Source organism: Aeromonas sp. s10 (assembly GCF_040907975.1).
Taxonomy (GTDB): Bacteria; Pseudomonadota; Gammaproteobacteria; order Enterobacterales; family Aeromonadaceae; genus Aeromonas; species Aeromonas caviae.
Window position 1 is genome coordinate 86,225 of sequence record NZ_JBFOCV010000046.1, and the last position, 17,387, is coordinate 103,611.

Here is a 17,387-nt window from a genome sequence, read left to right on the forward strand (position 1 = left end):
GGTCTTACTAAACAGTTTTCAAATCATCAGGAGATAAACATGGCAGTAACCAATTTGGCTGAACTGGATGCACTGGTTGCCCGCGTCAAAGAAGCACAGCGTCAATTCGCCAGCTTCTCGCAAGAGCAGGTAGACAAGGTCTTCCGCGCCGCCGCTCTGGCCGCCAGCAACGCCCGTATCCCCCTGGCCCAGATGGCCGTGGCTGAATCCGGCATGGGTATCATCGAAGACAAGGTTATCAAGAACCACTTCGCCTCCGAATACATCTACAACGCCTACAAAGATGAGAAGACCTGCGGCATCCTCAGTGAAGATGACGAGATGGGCACCATCACCATCGCCGAGCCGGTAGGCATCATCTGCGGTATCGTACCGACCACCAACCCGACTTCCACCGCGATCTTCAAGGCACTCATCTCCCTGAAGACCCGCAACGCCATCATCTTCTCCCCGCACCCCCGCGCCAAGAACTCCACCAATACCGCTGCCAAGCTGGTACTGGATGCTGCCGTGGCTGCCGGTGCGCCGAAAGACATCATCGGCTGGATTGATCAACCCTCCGTCGAACTCTCCAACGCCCTGATGCGTCACGACGACATCAACCTGATCCTGGCCACCGGTGGCCCGGGCATGGTGAAGGCCGCCTACTCCTCCGGCAAACCCGCCATCGGCGTGGGTGCGGGCAACGTGCCCATCGTCATCGACGAAACCGCCGACGTGAAGCGTGCCGTCGCCTCCATCCTGATGTCCAAGACATTCGACAACGGCGTGGTCTGTGCCTCCGAGCAGGCTGTTATCGTAGTCGACTCCATCTACAACCAGGTCAAGGAGCGTTTCGCGACCCACGCCGGCTACATCCTCTCCAAGGACGAAGCGGACAAGGTGCGTAAAGTGCTGCTGATCAACGGCGCCCTGAACGCCGACATCGTGGGCCAGCCTGCTACCAAGATCGCCGCCATGGCCGGTGTGACCGTGCCTGCCACCACCAAGATCCTCATCGGTGAAGGTCTGGAACTCTGCGCGGAAGACGAGTTCGCTCACGAGAAACTCTCCCCGACGCTGGGTATGTTCCGTGCCAAGAACTTCGAAGAAGCCGTCGAAATGGCCTGCGACATGGTCAACATCGGTGGTATCGGCCACACCTCCGGTCTCTATACCGACCAGGATCGCAATGCCGACCGCATTAAGTACTTCGGCGACAAGATGAAGACCGCCCGTATCCTCATCAACACCCCCTCCACCCAAGGTGGTATCGGTGACCTGTACAACTTCGCGCTGGCCCCGTCCCTGACCCTGGGTTGCGGCTCCTGGAGTGGTAACTCCATCTCCGAGAACGTCGGTCCCAAGCACTTGATCAACAAGAAGACAGTCGCAAAACGGGCAGAAAATATGCTGTGGCACAAACTTCCGAAATCCATCTACTTCCGTCGTGGTTCCCTGCCGATCGCCCTGGGCGACCTGGAAGGCAAGAAGCGCGCCATGGTGGTGACCGACCGCTTCCTGTTCAACAACGGCTATGCCGATGAAGTGGTTCGCCTGCTCAAGAAGCTGAACATGGAAGTGGAGATCTTCTACGAAGTGGAAGCCGACCCCACCCTGTCCGTGGTCCGCAAGGGCGCCGAGATGGCCAACTCCTTCAAGCCGGACGTGATCGTCGCCCTGGGTGGTGGTTCACCCATGGATGCCGCCAAGATCATGTGGGTCATGTACGAGCACCCGGATACCGCGTTCGAAGACCTGGCCATGCGCTTCATGGACATCCGCAAGCGTATCTACAAGTTCCCGAAAATGGGCGTGAAGGCCGAACTGGTCTGTATCACCACCACGTCCGGTACCGGTTCTGAAGTGACCCCGTTTGCGGTCGTGACCGATGACGCCACCGGCATGAAGTACCCGCTGGCCGACTACGAGCTGACCCCGAACATGGCCATCGTGGATGCCAACCTGGTGATGGGCATGCCCAAGTCCCTGTGTGCCTTCGGTGGTATCGACGCCGTGACCCACGCCATGGAAGCCTATGTCTCCGTGCTGGCCAACGAATACTCCGACGGTCAGGCGCTGCAAGCCCTGAAACTGCTGAAGGACTACCTGCCGTCCAGCTACATCAACGGCGCCAACGACCCGGTTGCTCGCGAGAAAGTACACAACGCTGCTACCATCGCCGGTATCGCGTTCGCCAACGCCTTCCTGGGTGTGTGCCACTCCATGGCTCACAAACTGGGTGCCGAGTTCCACATTCCGCACGGCCTGGCCAACGCCCTGCTGATCAGCAACGTCATCCGCTACAACGCGAACGACAACCCGACCAAGCAGACCGCGTTCTCCCAGTACGACCGTCCGCAGGCTCGCCGTCGCTACGCCGAAGTGGCTGACCACCTGGGCCTGACCGCTGCCGGTGACCGTACCGCCGCCAAGATCGAGAAGCTGCTGACCTGGCTGGACGAGCTGAAGGCCACCCTGGGGATCCCGGCCTCCATCCGCGAAGCCGGCGTGAACGAAGCGGACTTCCTGGCCAAGGTAGACCAGCTGGCCCTGGAAGCCTTCGATGACCAGTGCACCGGCGCCAACCCGCGCTACCCGCTGATCACCGAGCTGAAAGCCATCCTGATGGACACCTACTACGGCCGTCCCTTCATCGAGGAAGCCCCTGCTGCCGCCCCGGTTGCAGCCAAGGTCGACACCAAGGTGGACAACAAGAAAAAATCCAAGGCCTGATAAACGCCACGGATGACAAGAGCCCGCGCACATGCGCGGGCTTTTTTGTTTGTCTATCTGTTTAATTTTGCTAGCTTGTTGATAGGCAAATTCGACAGAAGAGCTAGTCCATGGCGCTGATACAGGCCTCCATCGAGCAGTTGAGAGTCGGCCACTACATCCATCTTCCCACGGGATGGACGAGCCACCCTTTCATGTTCAACGCCTTCAAAATCAAGGACCAGCAGCAGCTCGACATCATCCGCCACCTCGACCTGACCCTGCTGATGGTGGATCCCGACAAGAGCGATCTGCCGGTCGAGCCCCTGCTGCGGGCCGAACCCGTTCCCTCTCTTGAGATGAGCGACACCGGGGATACCGCCCCCTCTTCTGAGGGCCCCACCTTCGACGAAAAGGCGTTCAGGCGCTCCCTTCGCATCGCGGACAAGGCGTTCGGTCAATCCCTGTCAGATCTTCGCGACGCCCTTGGCGCCCTCAACCTCAAACCGGACGAAGGCCTGGCCAATACTGCGCAGATAGTGCGCAGCACCGCCGCCCGTCTGGCAGAACACCAGGGGCCGCTCGGTCTGCACCTTATCCGCAGCCAGAACACGGATACCCTGCTGCAACACAGCCTGAGCGTGGCCTTCATCGCCATGCTGATGGCACGGGAGCTTGGCATGAATCCCGTCGAGATCGAGGAGACCGGTCTGGCGGGCCTGATCCACGACATCGGCGAGCTCAGGATCCCGAGCCAGATCATCCAGAAGCGGGGGGAGCTCAGCAAGGCGGAGCAGAATTTCCTCAACATGCACCCCCAGTACGGACTGGAGATGCTCAACCAGTTGCAGGCTTTCGAACCCAGGATCCGTGAGGTCGCCTACCTGCATCACGAACGCCTCGATGGCAGCGGCTTTCCCCTCGGGATCAAGGGCGACAAGATCCCCCCCCTCGCCCGACTCATCGGGCTGGTGGATCACTATGACGAGCTGCTTCATCCGCGCAGCGGCCTGAACCCGCCGGGACCCAGCCAGGTGATCGGCCAGCTCTACAAGCTCTCCCAGAAGAAGTTCGAGCAAACCCAGGTCAGGTTGCTGATAAAGGTGCTGGGGGTCTATCCGCCGGGTTCCCTGGTGCGCCTGGATGACGATGCCCTGGCCCTCGTGCTCTCCACCGAGCCCAGCATGCCCCTCAGACCCAAGGTGCTGCCCTACCTCAAGGGACAGCGGCCGGAAGGGGTGACCATGATCGATCTGCGGGAAGATGCGCGAAGCATCGTCGCCACCCTCAGACAGGAAGAGCTGGACGACGCGCAACGCGCCTTTTTCGGTCTGGGTCGGCGGGTCTGTTACTATTTCGCCTTCTGAGTTATCCCCAGAAGCTGGGGATAACTCATTGGACAAACCTGAATAATTGCTCAGGTCCCCTCGAAATCGTCCACCATTGGAGCTGGATAAAAAACGCCCAGCCGATGGCCGGGCGGAGCATGCCACCTCCGTGTGGCGTATCCGGTGGATACCTTCATGCTCGCATCAGCAATATCAAGCGGGCACCGATTACACAAATATCAATTTAACGTGCTGATTTTATATGGTTTTATTTTTCCATTCTGGCAAACTGCCGCAGCGTTCAGCCCGCATCCCGCATCAAGACGGGCTCAGGCTCATCCTGCGTTATGACAACGCCCGGCTCCGGCGTGGTGTTTGAGGAAGCTTTTTTATGCAACTAGTCCTCTCTCTGCTCCAGCAGATGAGCGTCAGCCTGGTCATCGCCTACCTTTTTTCCAAAAGCCCCCTGCTGCGTCCCCTGGCCAACTACTCCGTCAGGCTGCCCCACAAGGTGCTCATCTATGTCATCTTCTCCTGCTTTTGCATCCTGGGAACCTATGTGGGCCTCGACATCGATGACGCCATCGCCAATACCCGCGCCGTTGGCGCCGTGCTGGGCGGGCTGCTGGGCGGCCCCCTGGTGGGATGCCTGGTGGGGCTGACCGGCGGCCTGCACCGCTATACTCTGGGGGGGTTCACCGATCTCGCCTGCGCCATCTCCACCACCTGCGAAGGCTTGCTGGGGGGGCTGGTGCACTGGCGGCTGATGCGGGCAGGCAGGGTCAATGACCTCTTTGCGCCCAGGGTCGCCTTCTTTACCACCTTCGTGGCCGAGATCATGCAGATGGTGATCATCCTGCTGGTCGCCACCCCCTTCGACAAGTCCCTGCTGCTGGTGCGCACCATCGCAACCCCCATGATCCTCGCCAACTCCTGCGGGGCGGCGCTCTTCATCAGCATGATCCGCGACCAGCAGCGGATGTACGAAAAGTTCTCCCGGGTCTTCTCCGCCAAGGCGCTCACCATCGCCAACCGTACCGTCGGCATCATGAGCCAGGGGTTCACTCCGGAGGCCAGCGGCAAGATAGCCCATATCGTTCAGGAAGAGACCGGCGTCGGCGCCGTCGCCATCACGGACACCGACAAAATCCTCGCCTTCATCGGCACAGGGGAAGATCACCACAAGCCGGGCACCCCCATCACCTCGGCGATCACCCTGCAAGCCATCGCCCAGAACAAGGTGCTGTTCGCCGATGGCAACAGCCAGCCCTATCGTTGCAGCATCTCCCCCCAGTGCCAGCTCGGCTCCGTGCTGGTGATCCCCCTGCAGGGTGACGAGGGGGTGATCGGCACCATCAAACTCTATGAGCCCAAGAAGCGGCTCTTCCTCAAGATCAATCACACCCTGGGAGAAGGGATCGCCAACCTGTTGTCCCAGCAGCTGCTGGCTGGCCGCCTGGAGCAGCAGCAGCGCCTGCTGGTGCAATCCGAGCTCAAACTGGTGCAGGCACAGATAAACCCCCACTTCCTGTTCAACACCCTCAACACCATCAGCGCCATTACCCGCCGCGATCCGGGACGGGCACGGGAGCTGCTGCTGCACCTTTCCCGTTTCTTTCGCAACAACCTCAAGCGCCAGAGCGGCCTGACCACGTTGCGGGAAGAGCAGGAGCACTGCCTCTCCTACCTGGAGATAGAGCAGGCCCGCTTTGGCGAGCGGCTCACCGTCATCAACGAGATCCCGCCCCACCTTGCCGAGGTGCAACTGCCGAGCTTCACCCTGCAGCCCCTCATCGAGAATGCCATCAAGCACGGCATCTGCTCCCTACTGGGAGAGGGGCGACTTCGCCTCTTCGCGAGGGAGACCCCCGAGGCGATCACCCTTTGCGTCGAAGACAACGCCGGGGCCTGGCAACCATCCGGCCAGGGGGATGGTCTGGGGATGAGCCTGGTGGACAAGCGCCTCAAGAGTGCCTTTGGCGAGCGCTATGGCATTGCCGTCCAGTGGGAGCCAGAGCAATGGACCCGGGTCTCCCTGACGCTCCCACGACAACCCCGCACCACCGCCAAGGAGATGACATGATCCGCACCCTGATCGTCGATGACGAGCCCTATGCCCGCGAGGAGCTGGCAGAGCTGCTGGCCAGCGATCCCGACATCGAGATCCTGGGCATGGCGGGCAACGCCATCGAGGCGCTCGGCCTCATCCAGCAACTCAAGCCGGATGTGGTGTTTCTCGATATCCAGATGCCCAAACTCAGCGGCATGGAGCTGGTGGCCATGCTCGATCCCCTGCCCCGCATCGTCTTTGTCACCGCGTTCGACGACTACGCCATCCAGGCCTTTGAGGAGAACGCCTTCGATTACCTGCTCAAGCCGGTGGAGCCGGCGCGCCTCGCCAAGACCCTGGCGCGGCTCAGGCAGGACATCACCCCGCAACCGGTCGGGACCCTGGCCCCGACCATCCACCATATCCCCGGATACCTGCACAACCGGGTGCGGCTGCTCCCAACCTCCCAGGTGGAGTACGCCTTCTCCGATCTCGGCGGCGTCCATGTCGCTTGCCAGGGTGAGCTGTTTCACACCCAGCTCACCCTCAAGTCCCTCGAGGAGAAGACCCCGCTGCTGCGCTGTCACCGCCAGTATCTGGTGGCCCCGGCCGCCATCTTCGAAATCCGTTTGCTGGAGAATCAGCTAGCGGAGATCGTGACCCCGAGCGGGGCCCGGGTACCGGTCAGCCGCCGCTACCTCAAGGAGCTAAAAGACGAGCTGGGACTGGAATAAAGCGGGGCGCGATGTGCGCCGGATCACAGCGTGCAACCGCTCGGGTCGCCATGTCGCCGCTCACCCTCTTTCACCTGCCGTTAACAGAAGTCCCCCCCTACACTGGCTGCGCACACCAAAAAATAACAAAGCAGGAGCGTAGCAATGATCTGGTTCTTCCTCTGTGTCGGCTTGTTGATAGCCGGCTACTTCGTATACGGCAAATTCATCGAACGGATATTCGGGCCCAAACCCGAGTTGAAGACCCCCGCCATCACCATGGCGGACGGGGTGGACTATGTCCCCATGTCGGACAAGAAGGTCTACCTGGTTCAACTGCTCAACATCGCCGGCGTCGGCCCCATCTTCGGCCCCATCCTGGGTGCCCTCTATGGTCCGATCGCCATGCTCTGGATCGTCTTTGGCTGCATCTTCGCCGGTGCGGTCCACGACTATTTCTCCGGCATGCTGTCGGTACGCGCCAGGGGCGCCTCGGTGCCGACCGTGGTCGGTGAGCACCTGGGCACCGCCGCCAAGCACTTCATGAACCTCTTTGCCGTGGTGCTCCTGATGCTGGTGGGCGTGGTCTTCGTCCTGAGCCCGGCGGGCCTGCTCGCCAACCTCACCTCCACCGATCTGGTCTACTGGATTGCGGCCATCTTCGCCTACTACATCCTCGCGACCATCGTCCCCATCGACAAGATCATCGGTCGCTTCTACCCCATCTTCGGTGCGCTGCTGGTCTTCATGTCCGTCGGCCTCATCATCGGCCTCATCGTCTCCGGTAAGGGCTTCTACAACACCGGGATGGACTTCTCCAACCTGCACCCGACGGATCTGCCGCTCTGGCCGCTGCTGTTCATCACCATCGCCTGTGGTGCCGTCTCCGGTTTCCACGCCACCCAGTCCCCGCTGATGGCGCGCTGCATGCAGAACGAGAGCTCCGGTCGCTTCATCTTCTACGGGGCCATGATAGGGGAAGGCATCATCGCCCTCATCTGGTGCACCCTGGGTCTCTCCTTCTACGACAGCACAGAAGCGCTCAACGCCACCCTGGCCAGCGGCGGCCCCTCTGCCGTGGTGCACGAAGTCTCCACCAGCCTGCTCGGTACCGTGGGCGGCATCCTGGCCATCCTCGGCGTGGTGATCCTGCCCATCACCTCCGGTGACACCGCGTTTCGCAGCGCCCGCCTCATCGTGGCGGACTTCCTTAACCTGACCCAGAAGCCCATGGCCAAGCGTCTGCTCATCGCCATCCCCATGTTCATCCTTGGCTTCATCATCTCCAAAGCCGAGTTTGGGGTGATCTGGCGCTACTTCGGCTGGGCCAACCAGACCACCGCCGTCATCATGCTGTGGGCTGCGGCCGCCTACCTCATCAAGGAAGGCAAGCTGCACTGGGTATGCACCATTCCCGCCATCTTCATGACCGCAGTGGTCATCACCTACCTGGCCAACGCCCCCATCGGTTTCGGCCTCGAGATGAATGTTTCCACCATCATCGGTCTGGTGAGCACCGCCCTCATCACCCTCGCCTTCCTGGTGAAATTCAGGCCCTCCCAACTGAGAGAGGCCAAGGAGAGCTGAGGCGTCAGCTTCTCTTCATGACAAGAGGCCCGGCATTGCTGCCGGGCCTCTGCTTTTTGTGGTCACTCCCTGACGGGGGGCTCGGCGGAATCGGGCGCCCGGGCCGGCGCCTGATACCACTGATCCCTGGCCACCAGCACAGCCTGCTCCGGCTGGGCAATGAAGTTGGGGGACATGATCTGCACCCCGAACTCGTTGAAGACATCCTGAATATGGCCATGGAGCTCCGTCTTGACCACCGCAGGGAGTTCGCTTGCCTTCATCCTCACCTGCAACTCGTACTCCACATACCAATCCTGCAGATTCAACTGCCGCACCAGGGGAGCTTCATCCTGATTGAGCCGGGTGCAGCGCCGCGCGGCCAGCTCCAGCATGGCATGTACCTGACGCCAGGGGGTGTCATAACCGATGGTCACCTTGGTCAACAGGGCCACCCCCTTCTCGCCCGCCAGCCGTGTCAGGTTCACCACCTTGCCCCCCACCACCACTGCATTGGGCAGTGTGACCTCGTGATCCTGGCGCGTCACCAGCTTGGTCGAGAGGGCATTGAGCTCGCTCACCATCCCCTCCACCTCGCCGATCTGCACCAGATCCCCTGGCCGCAGTGCGCGGGAGTAAATGAGCACCAGTCCGCTCATGGCATGGTTCATGATACCGGCCGATCCCAGTGTCACCATCAGACCGAAGAAGACGCTGATCCCCTTGAAGGCATCGGAATCCGCACCCGGCAGATAGGGGTAGGCCACGGTCAGGGCAAACAGCCAGATCACCACTGACAGCAGTCGCCGGGTGGCGCCTATGGTCTCGGCGTGCAAACCCTGCACCCGAAACTGGCCACGCTCGATGCGGTCGAAGAGGATGGCCAGCATCTTGATGAAGAAACGGGTGATGACCACGATAAGCAGCACGGTTACCAGACCGGGCATGGCGGCAATCATGCCTTCCAGCATGTCGCCACACAGGGTAAACAGGGATTCCCCAAGCTGATAGCTCCAGGCCCGGGTCTGGGGGAACAGGCCGAGCACATAGGTCAGCCAGCCATAGGTGAGCATGAAGATGAGCAGCAGCGTGATGAGGCCGAGCAAGCGGACCTCGACATTCCCGGTGACCTGGCGCCAGGAGTGGGGGACCAGCCCCTTCTGCAGCAACAGGCGGTTGGCCAGCCACTTTCTGACTCGCCGATGCCCCCGCTGCAACAGCCAGATGAGGCCGAAGAAGATCAGGCTGACCACCACCGCCAAGCCGACGGCTCTGAGCAAATAGGGGGTCGAGTGCAGCTCGAGATACTTGATGCGCACGCCGTCGAGCCGATGCAGGACGCGTTCGGCCGCCTGATCCAGGGTCAGCTCGTCGAATTCATCAAGGTCCCCTTCCAGCAACACCAGAATGCGCTTGCCATTGACCAGAAACTCCCGGCTCTCCTGGCCGTGCCGGCTGCCTTTCGTCACGGTCACAGGCGTCATGAGGTCGCTTGGCTCCATCCGCTGAACTCGCTCATGGGCCAGCCGTACCCTGGCCGCCCCATCCAGGTTGCCATATTTAGCCGTCAGCATGACGATGGGTTCATGAAGCAGGACCAGGGTCTGTGCCAATTCCTGCTCATTGGGTTCCATTCTGGGTTCGGCGGTCCAGCCGAGGCGGGACCACAACAGGCAGATCAGCAACAGGCCAAGCCGCCATCCTTTGCCACTGCACCATTCGTTCATCAGGTTCACCTCTCACCTTGCCCGGGCATCCATTGCTGTTTGATTTTATCTAACCAAATCAATTTTGTGTGTTAAATGAGCAACCGATGAACCATGCCTGTACCGCCACACCAACTCTCCGATTGCAGACTTGCACCGACGGCATATGCTGTCATTATTGCCGAAGCCTCTACTCGACAATCGAAGCATTGTTAGCGACTCAGACGGGAGAAATCGATGGTACTTGACTACATTGCCCTGGGGATCCTGGTGTTTGTCGTCTTGGTCATGTTCTATGGCATTATCGTCATTCACGATATTCCATATGAAATTGCCAAGCACCGTAATCACCCCCACCAGGACGCCATTCACGTGGCAGGCTGGGTCAGCCTGTTCACCCTGCACGTGCTCTGGCCCTTCCTCTGGATCTGGGCCACGATTTATCGCCCCGATCGCGGCTGGGGCTTCTCGCAACGCCTACAACATGACGAAACAGAGATCAGCGCACTCAAAGAGGAGCTGGCAGCACTGCAGGCTCGCATGACCACGCTCGAACAGACCGACAAATAGGTAACGCCCCATGGACCTGCTACTTATTCTCACCTATACAGCCCTCTGCATAGGTATTTTCAAGATCTTCAAGATCCCGCTCAACAAGTGGACCGTGCCGACCGCCGTGCTGGGTGGCGTCATCATCATCGGCACACTCATCATGCTGATGAACTACAACCACCCCTATTCCGAGCTGGCTCGCAACTATTATGTCTCCACCCCGGTCGTGCCCCTGGTCAAGGGACGAGTCACCGACGTCCCGGTCAAGCCCAACCAGCCGGTCAAGAAAGGGGATGTGCTGTTTCGCATCGACGCTGAGCCCTTCCAGGAGAAGGTCGCCAGCCTGACGGCGCGCCTCGCCTCCAACACCGATTTTCTGAAGGCTCTGGACGCCCGCCTGCGCTCCGCCAGCCTGGACAGGGATCGCGCCCAGGAGCTGATGCGACGGGGCATCGGCAAACAGCGCGACCTCGACGTCACCCAGGCCAACGTGGATGACATCGTCGCCCAGATTGATCAGCAGAAAGCGACCCTCAATGACCTGAGTGCCCAGCTCAACATCGCCAAGTACGATCTGGAGCAGACCGTGGTCTACGCCCCGAGTGACGGTCATGTCGTGCAACTGGCATTGCGCCCGGGCATGATTGCCGCCCCCTTCATGTTCCGCCCCGTGATGACCTTCATTCATGAAGATGCCAATGCCTATGTCGGCTGGTTCTGGCAGAACAGCATGCAGCGGCTCAAGGCGGGTGACGAGGCCGAAGTCGTGCTCGACGGCATTCCGGGTCGCATCTTCAAGGCCAAGGTGCAGTCCGTTATCCCGGCCATGGCACCGGGCAATATCCAGGCACAGGCGGGTCTTATCGATCAGACCTCGGCACAGGTACCGGGTCGCCTGCCCATCGTGCTCGAGATCACCGATCCCGAGTGGGCAAACTACCAGGTGATCGCGGGCTCCAGCGGTCAGGCCGCCATCTATACCGAGCACTTCCACCACGTGGCCATCATGCGCAAGATCCTGATGCGCATGGGTAGCTGGCTCAACTACCTGTTCCCCTTCCACTGAGGTCCCTGACCTGCACGGGCCGGCATCCTGCCGGCCCGCTTCCTGTCAGCACGCCCCCCTCACTGCATTTTCCCCGCAAGATCCCTATAATGGCGCCACCTTGCACCACAGCCGTTCCCCATGTTCGTTCTCAGACCCTATCAAACCGACGCGGTCAACGCCGTCATCAGCCACTTTCGCAAACACCCGGATCCCGCCGTGGTGGTGCTGCCCACCGGGGCCGGCAAGAGCCTGGTGATCGCCGAACTGGCCCGCAAGGCCCGTGGCCGGGTGCTGGTGCTGGCTCACGTCAAGGAGCTGGTGGAGCAGAACCACGCCAAGTACGAGGCGTGGGGGCTCAAGGCCGACATCTTCGCCGCGGGGCTCGCACGCAAGGAGGCGAGCGCCCAGGTGGTGTTTGGCTCGGTGCAGTCGGTGGCGCGCAATCTGGATGCCTTCGACGGGGCGTTTTCGCTGCTCATCATCGACGAGTGCCACCGGGTCTCGCTCGATGACGACAGCCAATACCATCAGGTGATCGAGCATCTCAAGGCCGCCAATCCAGTCCTCAAGATCCTCGGACTCACCGCCACCCCCTATCGGCTGGGGCTGGGCTGGATCTACCGGCGCCACTACCACGGCATGGTCAAGAGCCACGGCGAGCGGCTCTTTGGTGACTGCGTATTCGAACTGCCCCTGCGCTTCATGGTGAAAAACGGCTACCTGACCCCGCCGCGCCTGGTGGACGCCCCCATCGTCCACTACGACTTCAGCAAGCTGGTGCCGCGGGAGAACGGCCTGTTCAGCGAGGCGCAGCTCAACCGCGAGATCAAGCGCCAGGAGCGGGTCACCCCCCATATCCTGAGCCAGGTGCTGGAGTATGCGGCCGACCGGCAGGGGGTGATGATCTTCGCCGCCACCGTCGAGCATGCCCGGGAAATTCATGGCCTGCTCGGTGCCAGAGGCCAGCAGGCCGCCCTCGTCACCGGCGAGACACCGGGACCGGAGCGCGACGCTCTAATCAGTGCCTTCAAGGCGCGCGAGCTCAAGTTTCTGGTCAACGTGGCGGTGCTCACCACCGGTTTTGATGCCCCCCACGTCGACCTTATCGTGATGCTGCGTCCCACCGAATCGGTGTCGCTCTATCAGCAGATTGTGGGACGGGGCCTGCGCCTCTCACCCGGCAAGAGCGATTGCCTGGTGCTCGACTACGCAGGCAACAACTTCAACCTGTTTGCCCCCGAAGTGGGGGAGCCCAGGCCCCACGCCGGCACCGAGCCGGTTCAGGTGCCCTGCCCCGCCTGCGGCTTTGCCAACACCTTCTGGGGCAAGACCGACGAGGATGGCAAGGTGATCGAGCACTATGGCCGCCGCTGTCAGGGACTGTTTGAAGATGACGAGGGCAACCGCGAGGAGTGCGACTACCGCTTTCGCGCCAAGATCTGCCCCGGTTGCGGCGCTGAAAACGACATCGCCGCCCGTCGCTGCCAACGCTGTGACCAGCTGCTGGTGGACCCTGACGACAAGCTCAAGGAAGCCCTCAATCTCAAGGACTGCATGGTGATCCGCTGCGCCGGTTTGACCCTGAGTGCCGGGCGCGGCAATCAGGGGGAGCGGCTGGAGGTGACCTACCACGACGAGGATGGCCTGACCCTGACAGAGTACTTCCCCTTTCACTCCCGGGGTGCACAGCGCTTGTTTCAACAACGCTTTGTGCGTCATCATTGGCCCGCCCCGGGCCTGGAGCCCGAATTCACGACCCTGGCGAGCGTGATGCTCGCGGCAAACCAGTTCCGTCACCCGGATTTCGTCATCGCCCGCAAGTCGGGACGCTTCTGGCAGGTGAAGGAAAAAATATTCGATTACGAGGGGCGTTACCGGACTGCCAACGCCCCGGCCTGACCCCATGGCAGGCGATACCCGGCAGTCACCCGGTTTGATTATCGGGGCGGTTTCTGATGCCGCCCTTTCGTTCAGTTAGAGGATCCTATGCAGCGGCTGTTGATTGGTTTTTGTGCTCTCTTTTCTCTGGCGGTCCACGCCGCCCCGCTGACCCCGCCTAAGGGGGGCCAGTACGCCGTCATCGTACAGGGCAACAACGGGGTGGAATTTGCCCGTCACGCCGATGACATGATAGCCCCCGCCTCCACCATGAAGGTGCTCACCGCGCTCGCTGCACGCCTCGAACTCGGTGCCGACTTCCGCTTCGCCACCGACATCCAGGCCCAGCCCGGCGCCAAACAGGGCACCACCATCAACGGCGACATCTGGATCAACTTCGTCGGCGACCCGACCCTGTCGCGCATGGATCTGGTTGCCCTGTTCAAACAGTTGGGCGTCACCCGCATTCAGGGCAACGTCTATGTCAACACCGGTGCCTACAACGGCTATGAGCGTGGCAACGGCTGGTCCTGGGGGGATCAGACCCTCTGCTTCGCCGCTCCCGTCTCCTCGGTCATCATCGACAAGAACTGCGCCTACGGCACCATCACCGCCACCCAGATTGGCAAGCCTGCGGTGGGCAACGTGGCCACCGGCGTGCCCATCGGCATCGGCGCCGACAACGTGGAGGTGATGAGCTATGGCGACATGGCGCGTCAGTTCTGCGCTCTGGAAGTAGACATGGCCAAGGGCAACTTCTACGAGCTCAAGGGCTGCATCACCCCGAACAAGGAGCCACAAGGGCTGCGCTTTGCCATCCATGACGTGGAGGCCTGGGGCTGGGACAACATCCGCTGGGCCATGAACCGCGCCGGGATCAGCCACGACGGCCTGCTGCGGGTCACCCATCAGTCCCCTGTCGGTGCCCAGACCCTGGCGACCCACTACTCTGTCTCCCTGCCGGTGATGCTCGCCAAGATGTTGAAAAAGTCCGACAACCTCTACGCCGATACCTTCCTCAAAACCGTGGGGCGTCACTACTACAACAAGCCGGGCAGCTATCGCAGCGGCACCATGGCGGTGCGCGCCATCCTGACCAAGCACGGCATTGACCTTGGCAACGCCACCCTGGCCGACGGATCCGGCCTCTCCGCCCACAATCTCATCAGCGCGCGCCAGATGTTGTCGGTGCTTAACTTCATCCAGAAGAACGATGCCGAGCTCGACTTCATCAAGCTGCTGCCAAGCTCCCAGGTGGACGGCACCCTGGCCTGGCGACGCAGCGTCACCGCCCCCATGATGAAGAACAAGGTACACGCCAAGACCGGTACCATCACAGGTACCTCGAACCTCGCCGGCTTCATCGACACCGCCGGTGGCCAGCGCAAGGCCTTCGTGATGTTCCAGCGCGGTCTCTCCCAGGATCCGGCAACCCACGAGCGCTACCGCGCCAGCAAGGCGCCCTGGCCCTGGACCGTCTTCGAAAAAGGCGTGCTGGAGAGCATCTACCAGCAACAACCCATCCAGATCGTCGAGCAGTGATAGACGGGCTGCCTTGCCGGCAAGGCAGCTCCACTCCCCGGCCTTGGGGCGAAACAGGGACGCTGGCGCCGTCATCAGCAGTGGGTGCAATCGGAGATGGCGAACGTAAGCATCGCTATTTTCAGCTTTGACTGACAGGGCGCCACGGCTATGCTGTGCCCAGCCTCATCTCAATGGCCTTCTTCAACGGCTTGTTTAATGGAGAGAAAAGATGTTTGTAGAGATTTTTGGTCGTCCCGGTTGCCCCTATTGCGTGCGTGCCAAGCAGATTGCCGAGCAACTGACCGAGGAGCGCGATGACTTCGAGTTCCGCTACGTGGATATCAACGTGGCCGGGCTGACCAAGGACGATCTCGCCGCCAAGGCGGGCAAGCCGGTCACCACTGTGCCGCAGATCTTCCTGGATGAGCAGCACATCGGCGGCTGCACCGATTTTGAGGCCTATGCCAGAGCCAATCTGGGTCTGTAAGCCCCGACAACATGAAAAAAGGCGCCTCTGGCGCCTTTTTTCATGTCGCCAAACCTGCCTCAGGCCACCGGCGTGAAGCGGCTCACCACCTGTCCCTGATGTTCAATCCACTCCATGAACATGGCGACGGGGCGGGCATAGACCTGACCATCCTGTTCGGATTGATAGATCACCAGCTGCTCCTGGGTTTCGGTGTGCAAGGCCAGGGCCAGAACCTGGTAATAGCCCCCCTTGAAATGGCGGTAGCGACCGGTGGCGGGTGCCTGCATGAGTGAACCTCGAGAGCGGAAAGATGAGCCCCCGTGCCTGCATGCTCCCCTGGCAGACCGACGGGTCGGGGCCTTTTTTACCCCAGCCAATCGTGCCAGATGGGGGAGATATTTCAATACACTCATGTTGCTTTATGAATCTGCTCCTCATCTTTCACTGATCTACCAAAGAGAGGCAAACGATCATGCTGAATTTAACATTTCAACAACCCTGTTTCAGGGGTAAATATCAGGGATTTATTCCATAAATTAGATTGTTCTAGCATTCAATTCTGTGAAGAATAGGGGCAGAGAAATTTGATACTAAAAACAGCTTTCTGCCAACGCGCCCCACGGGGAAGGAATCACGCTCACCATGTTCACTATCGACAAGTCGCACAAGCTCGACGATGTCTGCTATGACATCCGCGGCCCGGTGCACAAAGAAGCTCGCCGTCTCGAAGACGAAGGTCACCGCATCATCAAGCTCAACATCGGCAATCCGGCCCCGTTTGGCTTCGAAGCACCGGAGGAGATCATCAAGGATGTGATCCTCAACATGCCCCAGAGCCAGGGCTACTGCGACTCCAAGGGGCTGTTCTCGGCCCGCAAGGCGGTGATGCAGTACTACCAGCAAAAAGGGATGCGCAAGGTCGACATCGACGACATCTACATCGGCAACGGCGCCAGCGAGCTCATCGTGATGGCGATGCAGGCGCTGCTCAACAACGGCGACGAGATGCTGGTGCCCTCCCCCGACTACCCGCTCTGGACCGCGGCCGTCACCCTCTCCGGCGGCCATGCGGTGCACTACCGCTGTGACGAAGGGGCTGACTGGTATCCGGATCTCGACGACATCCGCGCCCGCATCACCCCGCGCACCCGCGGCTTGGTGCTGATCAACCCCAACAACCCGACCGGCGCCGTCTACGGCAGCGAATTTTTGCTTGAAGTGATCGAGATCGCCCGTCAGCACAACCTCATCATCTTCGCCGACGAAATTTACGACAAGATCCTCTACGACGACATCTCCCACACCAGCGTCTGCACCCTGTGCGACGATGTGATGGTGGTGACCTTCAACGGCCTCTCCAAGGCCTACCGCGCCTGCGGCTTCCGTCAGGGCTGGATGGTCATCACCGGTCCCAAGGGTCGTGCCAAGGGCTACATCGAGGGGCTGGAGATGCTGGCCTCCATGCGGCTGTGTGCCAACGTGCCCATGCAGCACGCCATCCAGACCGCCCTTGGGGGCTACCAGAGCATCAACGAGCTGATCCTGCCGGGGGGCCGCCTGCGTCGCCAGCGGGACAAAGCCTGGGAGCTTTTGAACGAGATCCCCGGGGTCTCCTGCGTCAAACCCAAGGGGGCGCTCTACATGTTCCCCCGCCTCGACCCCAAGGTGTATGACATTCGCGATGACCAGAAGATGGTGTTCGACCTGCTGCAGCAGGAGAAGCTCCTGCTGGTGCAAGGCACCGGCTTCAACTGGCCGGCACCGGATCACTTCCGCCTGGTGTTCCTGCCCCGGGAAGAGGAGCTGGAAGAGGCCATCGGCCGTCTCGCCCGCTTCCTCAAGGGCTACAAGCAGTAAGC

General features: G+C 60.9%; 13 protein-coding genes. 11 read left to right on the plus strand and 2 right to left on the minus strand.

Annotation, left to right across the window (positions count from 1 at the left end):
• Positions 1-39 precede the first annotated feature (39 nt).
• The 5 genes from adhE to AB5Y59_RS17575 all read left to right on the plus strand — a co-directional run bounded on the left by adhE (position 40) and on the right by AB5Y59_RS17575 (position 8,372).
• The gene (gene adhE, locus AB5Y59_RS17555) at positions 40-2,715 is read left to right on the plus strand and encodes a bifunctional acetaldehyde-CoA/alcohol dehydrogenase (protein WP_039038985.1); all 2,676 of its coding nucleotides are present in this window, start codon (positions 40-42) and stop codon (positions 2,713-2,715) included.
• Positions 2,716-2,825: 110 nt separating this feature from the next.
• Positions 2,826-4,061, plus strand: a complete 1,236-nt coding sequence (locus AB5Y59_RS17560; RefSeq protein WP_139736549.1) for an HD-GYP domain-containing protein — start codon at positions 2,826-2,828, stop codon at positions 4,059-4,061.
• A 352-nt stretch (positions 4,062-4,413) separates the two neighbouring features.
• Entirely contained in the window at positions 4,414-6,105 is a 1,692-nt protein-coding gene (locus tag AB5Y59_RS17565; protein WP_201968829.1) for a sensor histidine kinase, read from the plus strand.
• Positions 6,102-6,806, plus strand: coding sequence for a two-component system response regulator BtsR (btsR, locus tag AB5Y59_RS17570; protein ID WP_010674324.1), 705 nt, complete (start codon positions 6,102-6,104; stop codon positions 6,804-6,806). Before AB5Y59_RS17565 ends, btsR begins: the two co-directional genes overlap by 4 nt.
• A gap of 144 nt (positions 6,807-6,950) precedes the next feature.
• Positions 6,951-8,372: a carbon starvation protein A gene (locus AB5Y59_RS17575; protein ID WP_139736552.1), complete on the plus strand. Its 1,422-nt coding sequence runs from the start codon at positions 6,951-6,953 to the stop codon at positions 8,370-8,372.
• 62 nt (positions 8,373-8,434) lie between these two features.
• Here AB5Y59_RS17575 and AB5Y59_RS17580 read toward each other — a convergent pair whose 3' ends face one another.
• Positions 8,435-10,078 carry a mechanosensitive ion channel family protein gene (locus AB5Y59_RS17580; protein WP_368212440.1) on the minus strand — a complete coding sequence of 548 codons (1,644 nt, stop codon included), beginning with the start codon at positions 10,076-10,078 and terminating at the stop codon, positions 8,435-8,437.
• Between the two features lie 216 nt (positions 10,079-10,294).
• Here AB5Y59_RS17580 and AB5Y59_RS17585 point away from each other — a divergent pair, with 216 nt between their 5' ends.
• From AB5Y59_RS17585 to AB5Y59_RS17605, 5 genes are all read left to right on the plus strand, one after another.
• Positions 10,295-10,627 carry a DUF3302 domain-containing protein gene (locus tag AB5Y59_RS17585; RefSeq protein WP_039038991.1) on the plus strand — a complete coding sequence of 111 codons (333 nt, stop codon included), beginning with the start codon at positions 10,295-10,297 and terminating at the stop codon, positions 10,625-10,627.
• 10 nt (positions 10,628-10,637) lie between these two features.
• On the plus strand, positions 10,638-11,675 hold the full coding sequence (locus AB5Y59_RS17590; protein ID WP_039038992.1) for an HlyD family secretion protein: 1,038 nt from the start codon (positions 10,638-10,640) through the stop codon (positions 11,673-11,675).
• A 120-nt stretch (positions 11,676-11,795) separates the two neighbouring features.
• Entirely contained in the window at positions 11,796-13,556 is a 1,761-nt protein-coding gene (locus tag AB5Y59_RS17595) for a DEAD/DEAH box helicase (protein WP_368212441.1), read from the plus strand.
• Between the two features lie 87 nt (positions 13,557-13,643).
• Positions 13,644-15,077, plus strand: a complete 1,434-nt coding sequence (gene dacB, locus AB5Y59_RS17600) for a D-alanyl-D-alanine carboxypeptidase/D-alanyl-D-alanine-endopeptidase (protein ID WP_201972217.1) — start codon at positions 13,644-13,646, stop codon at positions 15,075-15,077.
• A 211-nt stretch (positions 15,078-15,288) separates the two neighbouring features.
• Positions 15,289-15,546 carry a GrxA family glutaredoxin gene (locus AB5Y59_RS17605; protein ID WP_010674029.1) on the plus strand — a complete coding sequence of 86 codons (258 nt, stop codon included), beginning with the start codon at positions 15,289-15,291 and terminating at the stop codon, positions 15,544-15,546.
• 59 nt (positions 15,547-15,605) lie between these two features.
• On the opposite strand, the gene AB5Y59_RS17610 is transcribed toward AB5Y59_RS17605, so the two are convergent.
• Positions 15,606-15,815 carry a DUF1653 domain-containing protein gene (locus AB5Y59_RS17610; RefSeq protein ID WP_010674028.1) on the minus strand — a complete coding sequence of 70 codons (210 nt, stop codon included), beginning with the start codon at positions 15,813-15,815 and terminating at the stop codon, positions 15,606-15,608.
• A gap of 355 nt (positions 15,816-16,170) precedes the next feature.
• On the opposite strand from AB5Y59_RS17610, the gene AB5Y59_RS17615 reads away from it, so the two are divergent.
• Positions 16,171-17,385, plus strand: coding sequence for a pyridoxal phosphate-dependent aminotransferase (locus AB5Y59_RS17615; RefSeq protein WP_005302243.1), 1,215 nt, complete (start codon positions 16,171-16,173; stop codon positions 17,383-17,385).
• Positions 17,386-17,387 lie beyond the last annotated feature (2 nt).

What these genes read in the sequence shown, in the direction of transcription:
- adhE (WP_039038985.1), top strand. Translation starts at nt 40, where the DNA reads ATGGCAGTAACCAATTTGGCTGAACTGGATGCACTGGTTGCCCGCGTC.
- AB5Y59_RS17560 (WP_139736549.1), top strand. Translation starts at nt 2,826, where the DNA reads ATGGCGCTGATACAGGCCTCCATCGAGCAGTTGAGAGTCGGCCACTAC.
- AB5Y59_RS17565 (WP_201968829.1), top strand. Translation starts at nt 4,414, where the DNA reads ATGCAACTAGTCCTCTCTCTGCTCCAGCAGATGAGCGTCAGCCTGGTC.
- btsR (WP_010674324.1), top strand. Translation starts at nt 6,102, where the DNA reads ATGATCCGCACCCTGATCGTCGATGACGAGCCCTATGCCCGCGAGGAG.
- AB5Y59_RS17575 (WP_139736552.1), top strand. Translation starts at nt 6,951, where the DNA reads ATGATCTGGTTCTTCCTCTGTGTCGGCTTGTTGATAGCCGGCTACTTC.
- AB5Y59_RS17580 (WP_368212440.1), bottom strand. Translation starts at nt 10,078, where the DNA reads ATGAACGAATGGTGCAGTGGCAAAGGATGGCGGCTTGGCCTGTTGCTG.
- AB5Y59_RS17585 (WP_039038991.1), top strand. Translation starts at nt 10,295, where the DNA reads ATGGTACTTGACTACATTGCCCTGGGGATCCTGGTGTTTGTCGTCTTG.
- AB5Y59_RS17590 (WP_039038992.1), top strand. Translation starts at nt 10,638, where the DNA reads ATGGACCTGCTACTTATTCTCACCTATACAGCCCTCTGCATAGGTATT.
- AB5Y59_RS17595 (WP_368212441.1), top strand. Translation starts at nt 11,796, where the DNA reads ATGTTCGTTCTCAGACCCTATCAAACCGACGCGGTCAACGCCGTCATC.
- dacB (WP_201972217.1), top strand. Translation starts at nt 13,644, where the DNA reads ATGCAGCGGCTGTTGATTGGTTTTTGTGCTCTCTTTTCTCTGGCGGTC.
- AB5Y59_RS17605 (WP_010674029.1), top strand. Translation starts at nt 15,289, where the DNA reads ATGTTTGTAGAGATTTTTGGTCGTCCCGGTTGCCCCTATTGCGTGCGT.
- AB5Y59_RS17610 (WP_010674028.1), bottom strand. Translation starts at nt 15,815, where the DNA reads ATGCAGGCACCCGCCACCGGTCGCTACCGCCATTTCAAGGGGGGCTAT.
- AB5Y59_RS17615 (WP_005302243.1), top strand. Translation starts at nt 16,171, where the DNA reads ATGTTCACTATCGACAAGTCGCACAAGCTCGACGATGTCTGCTATGAC.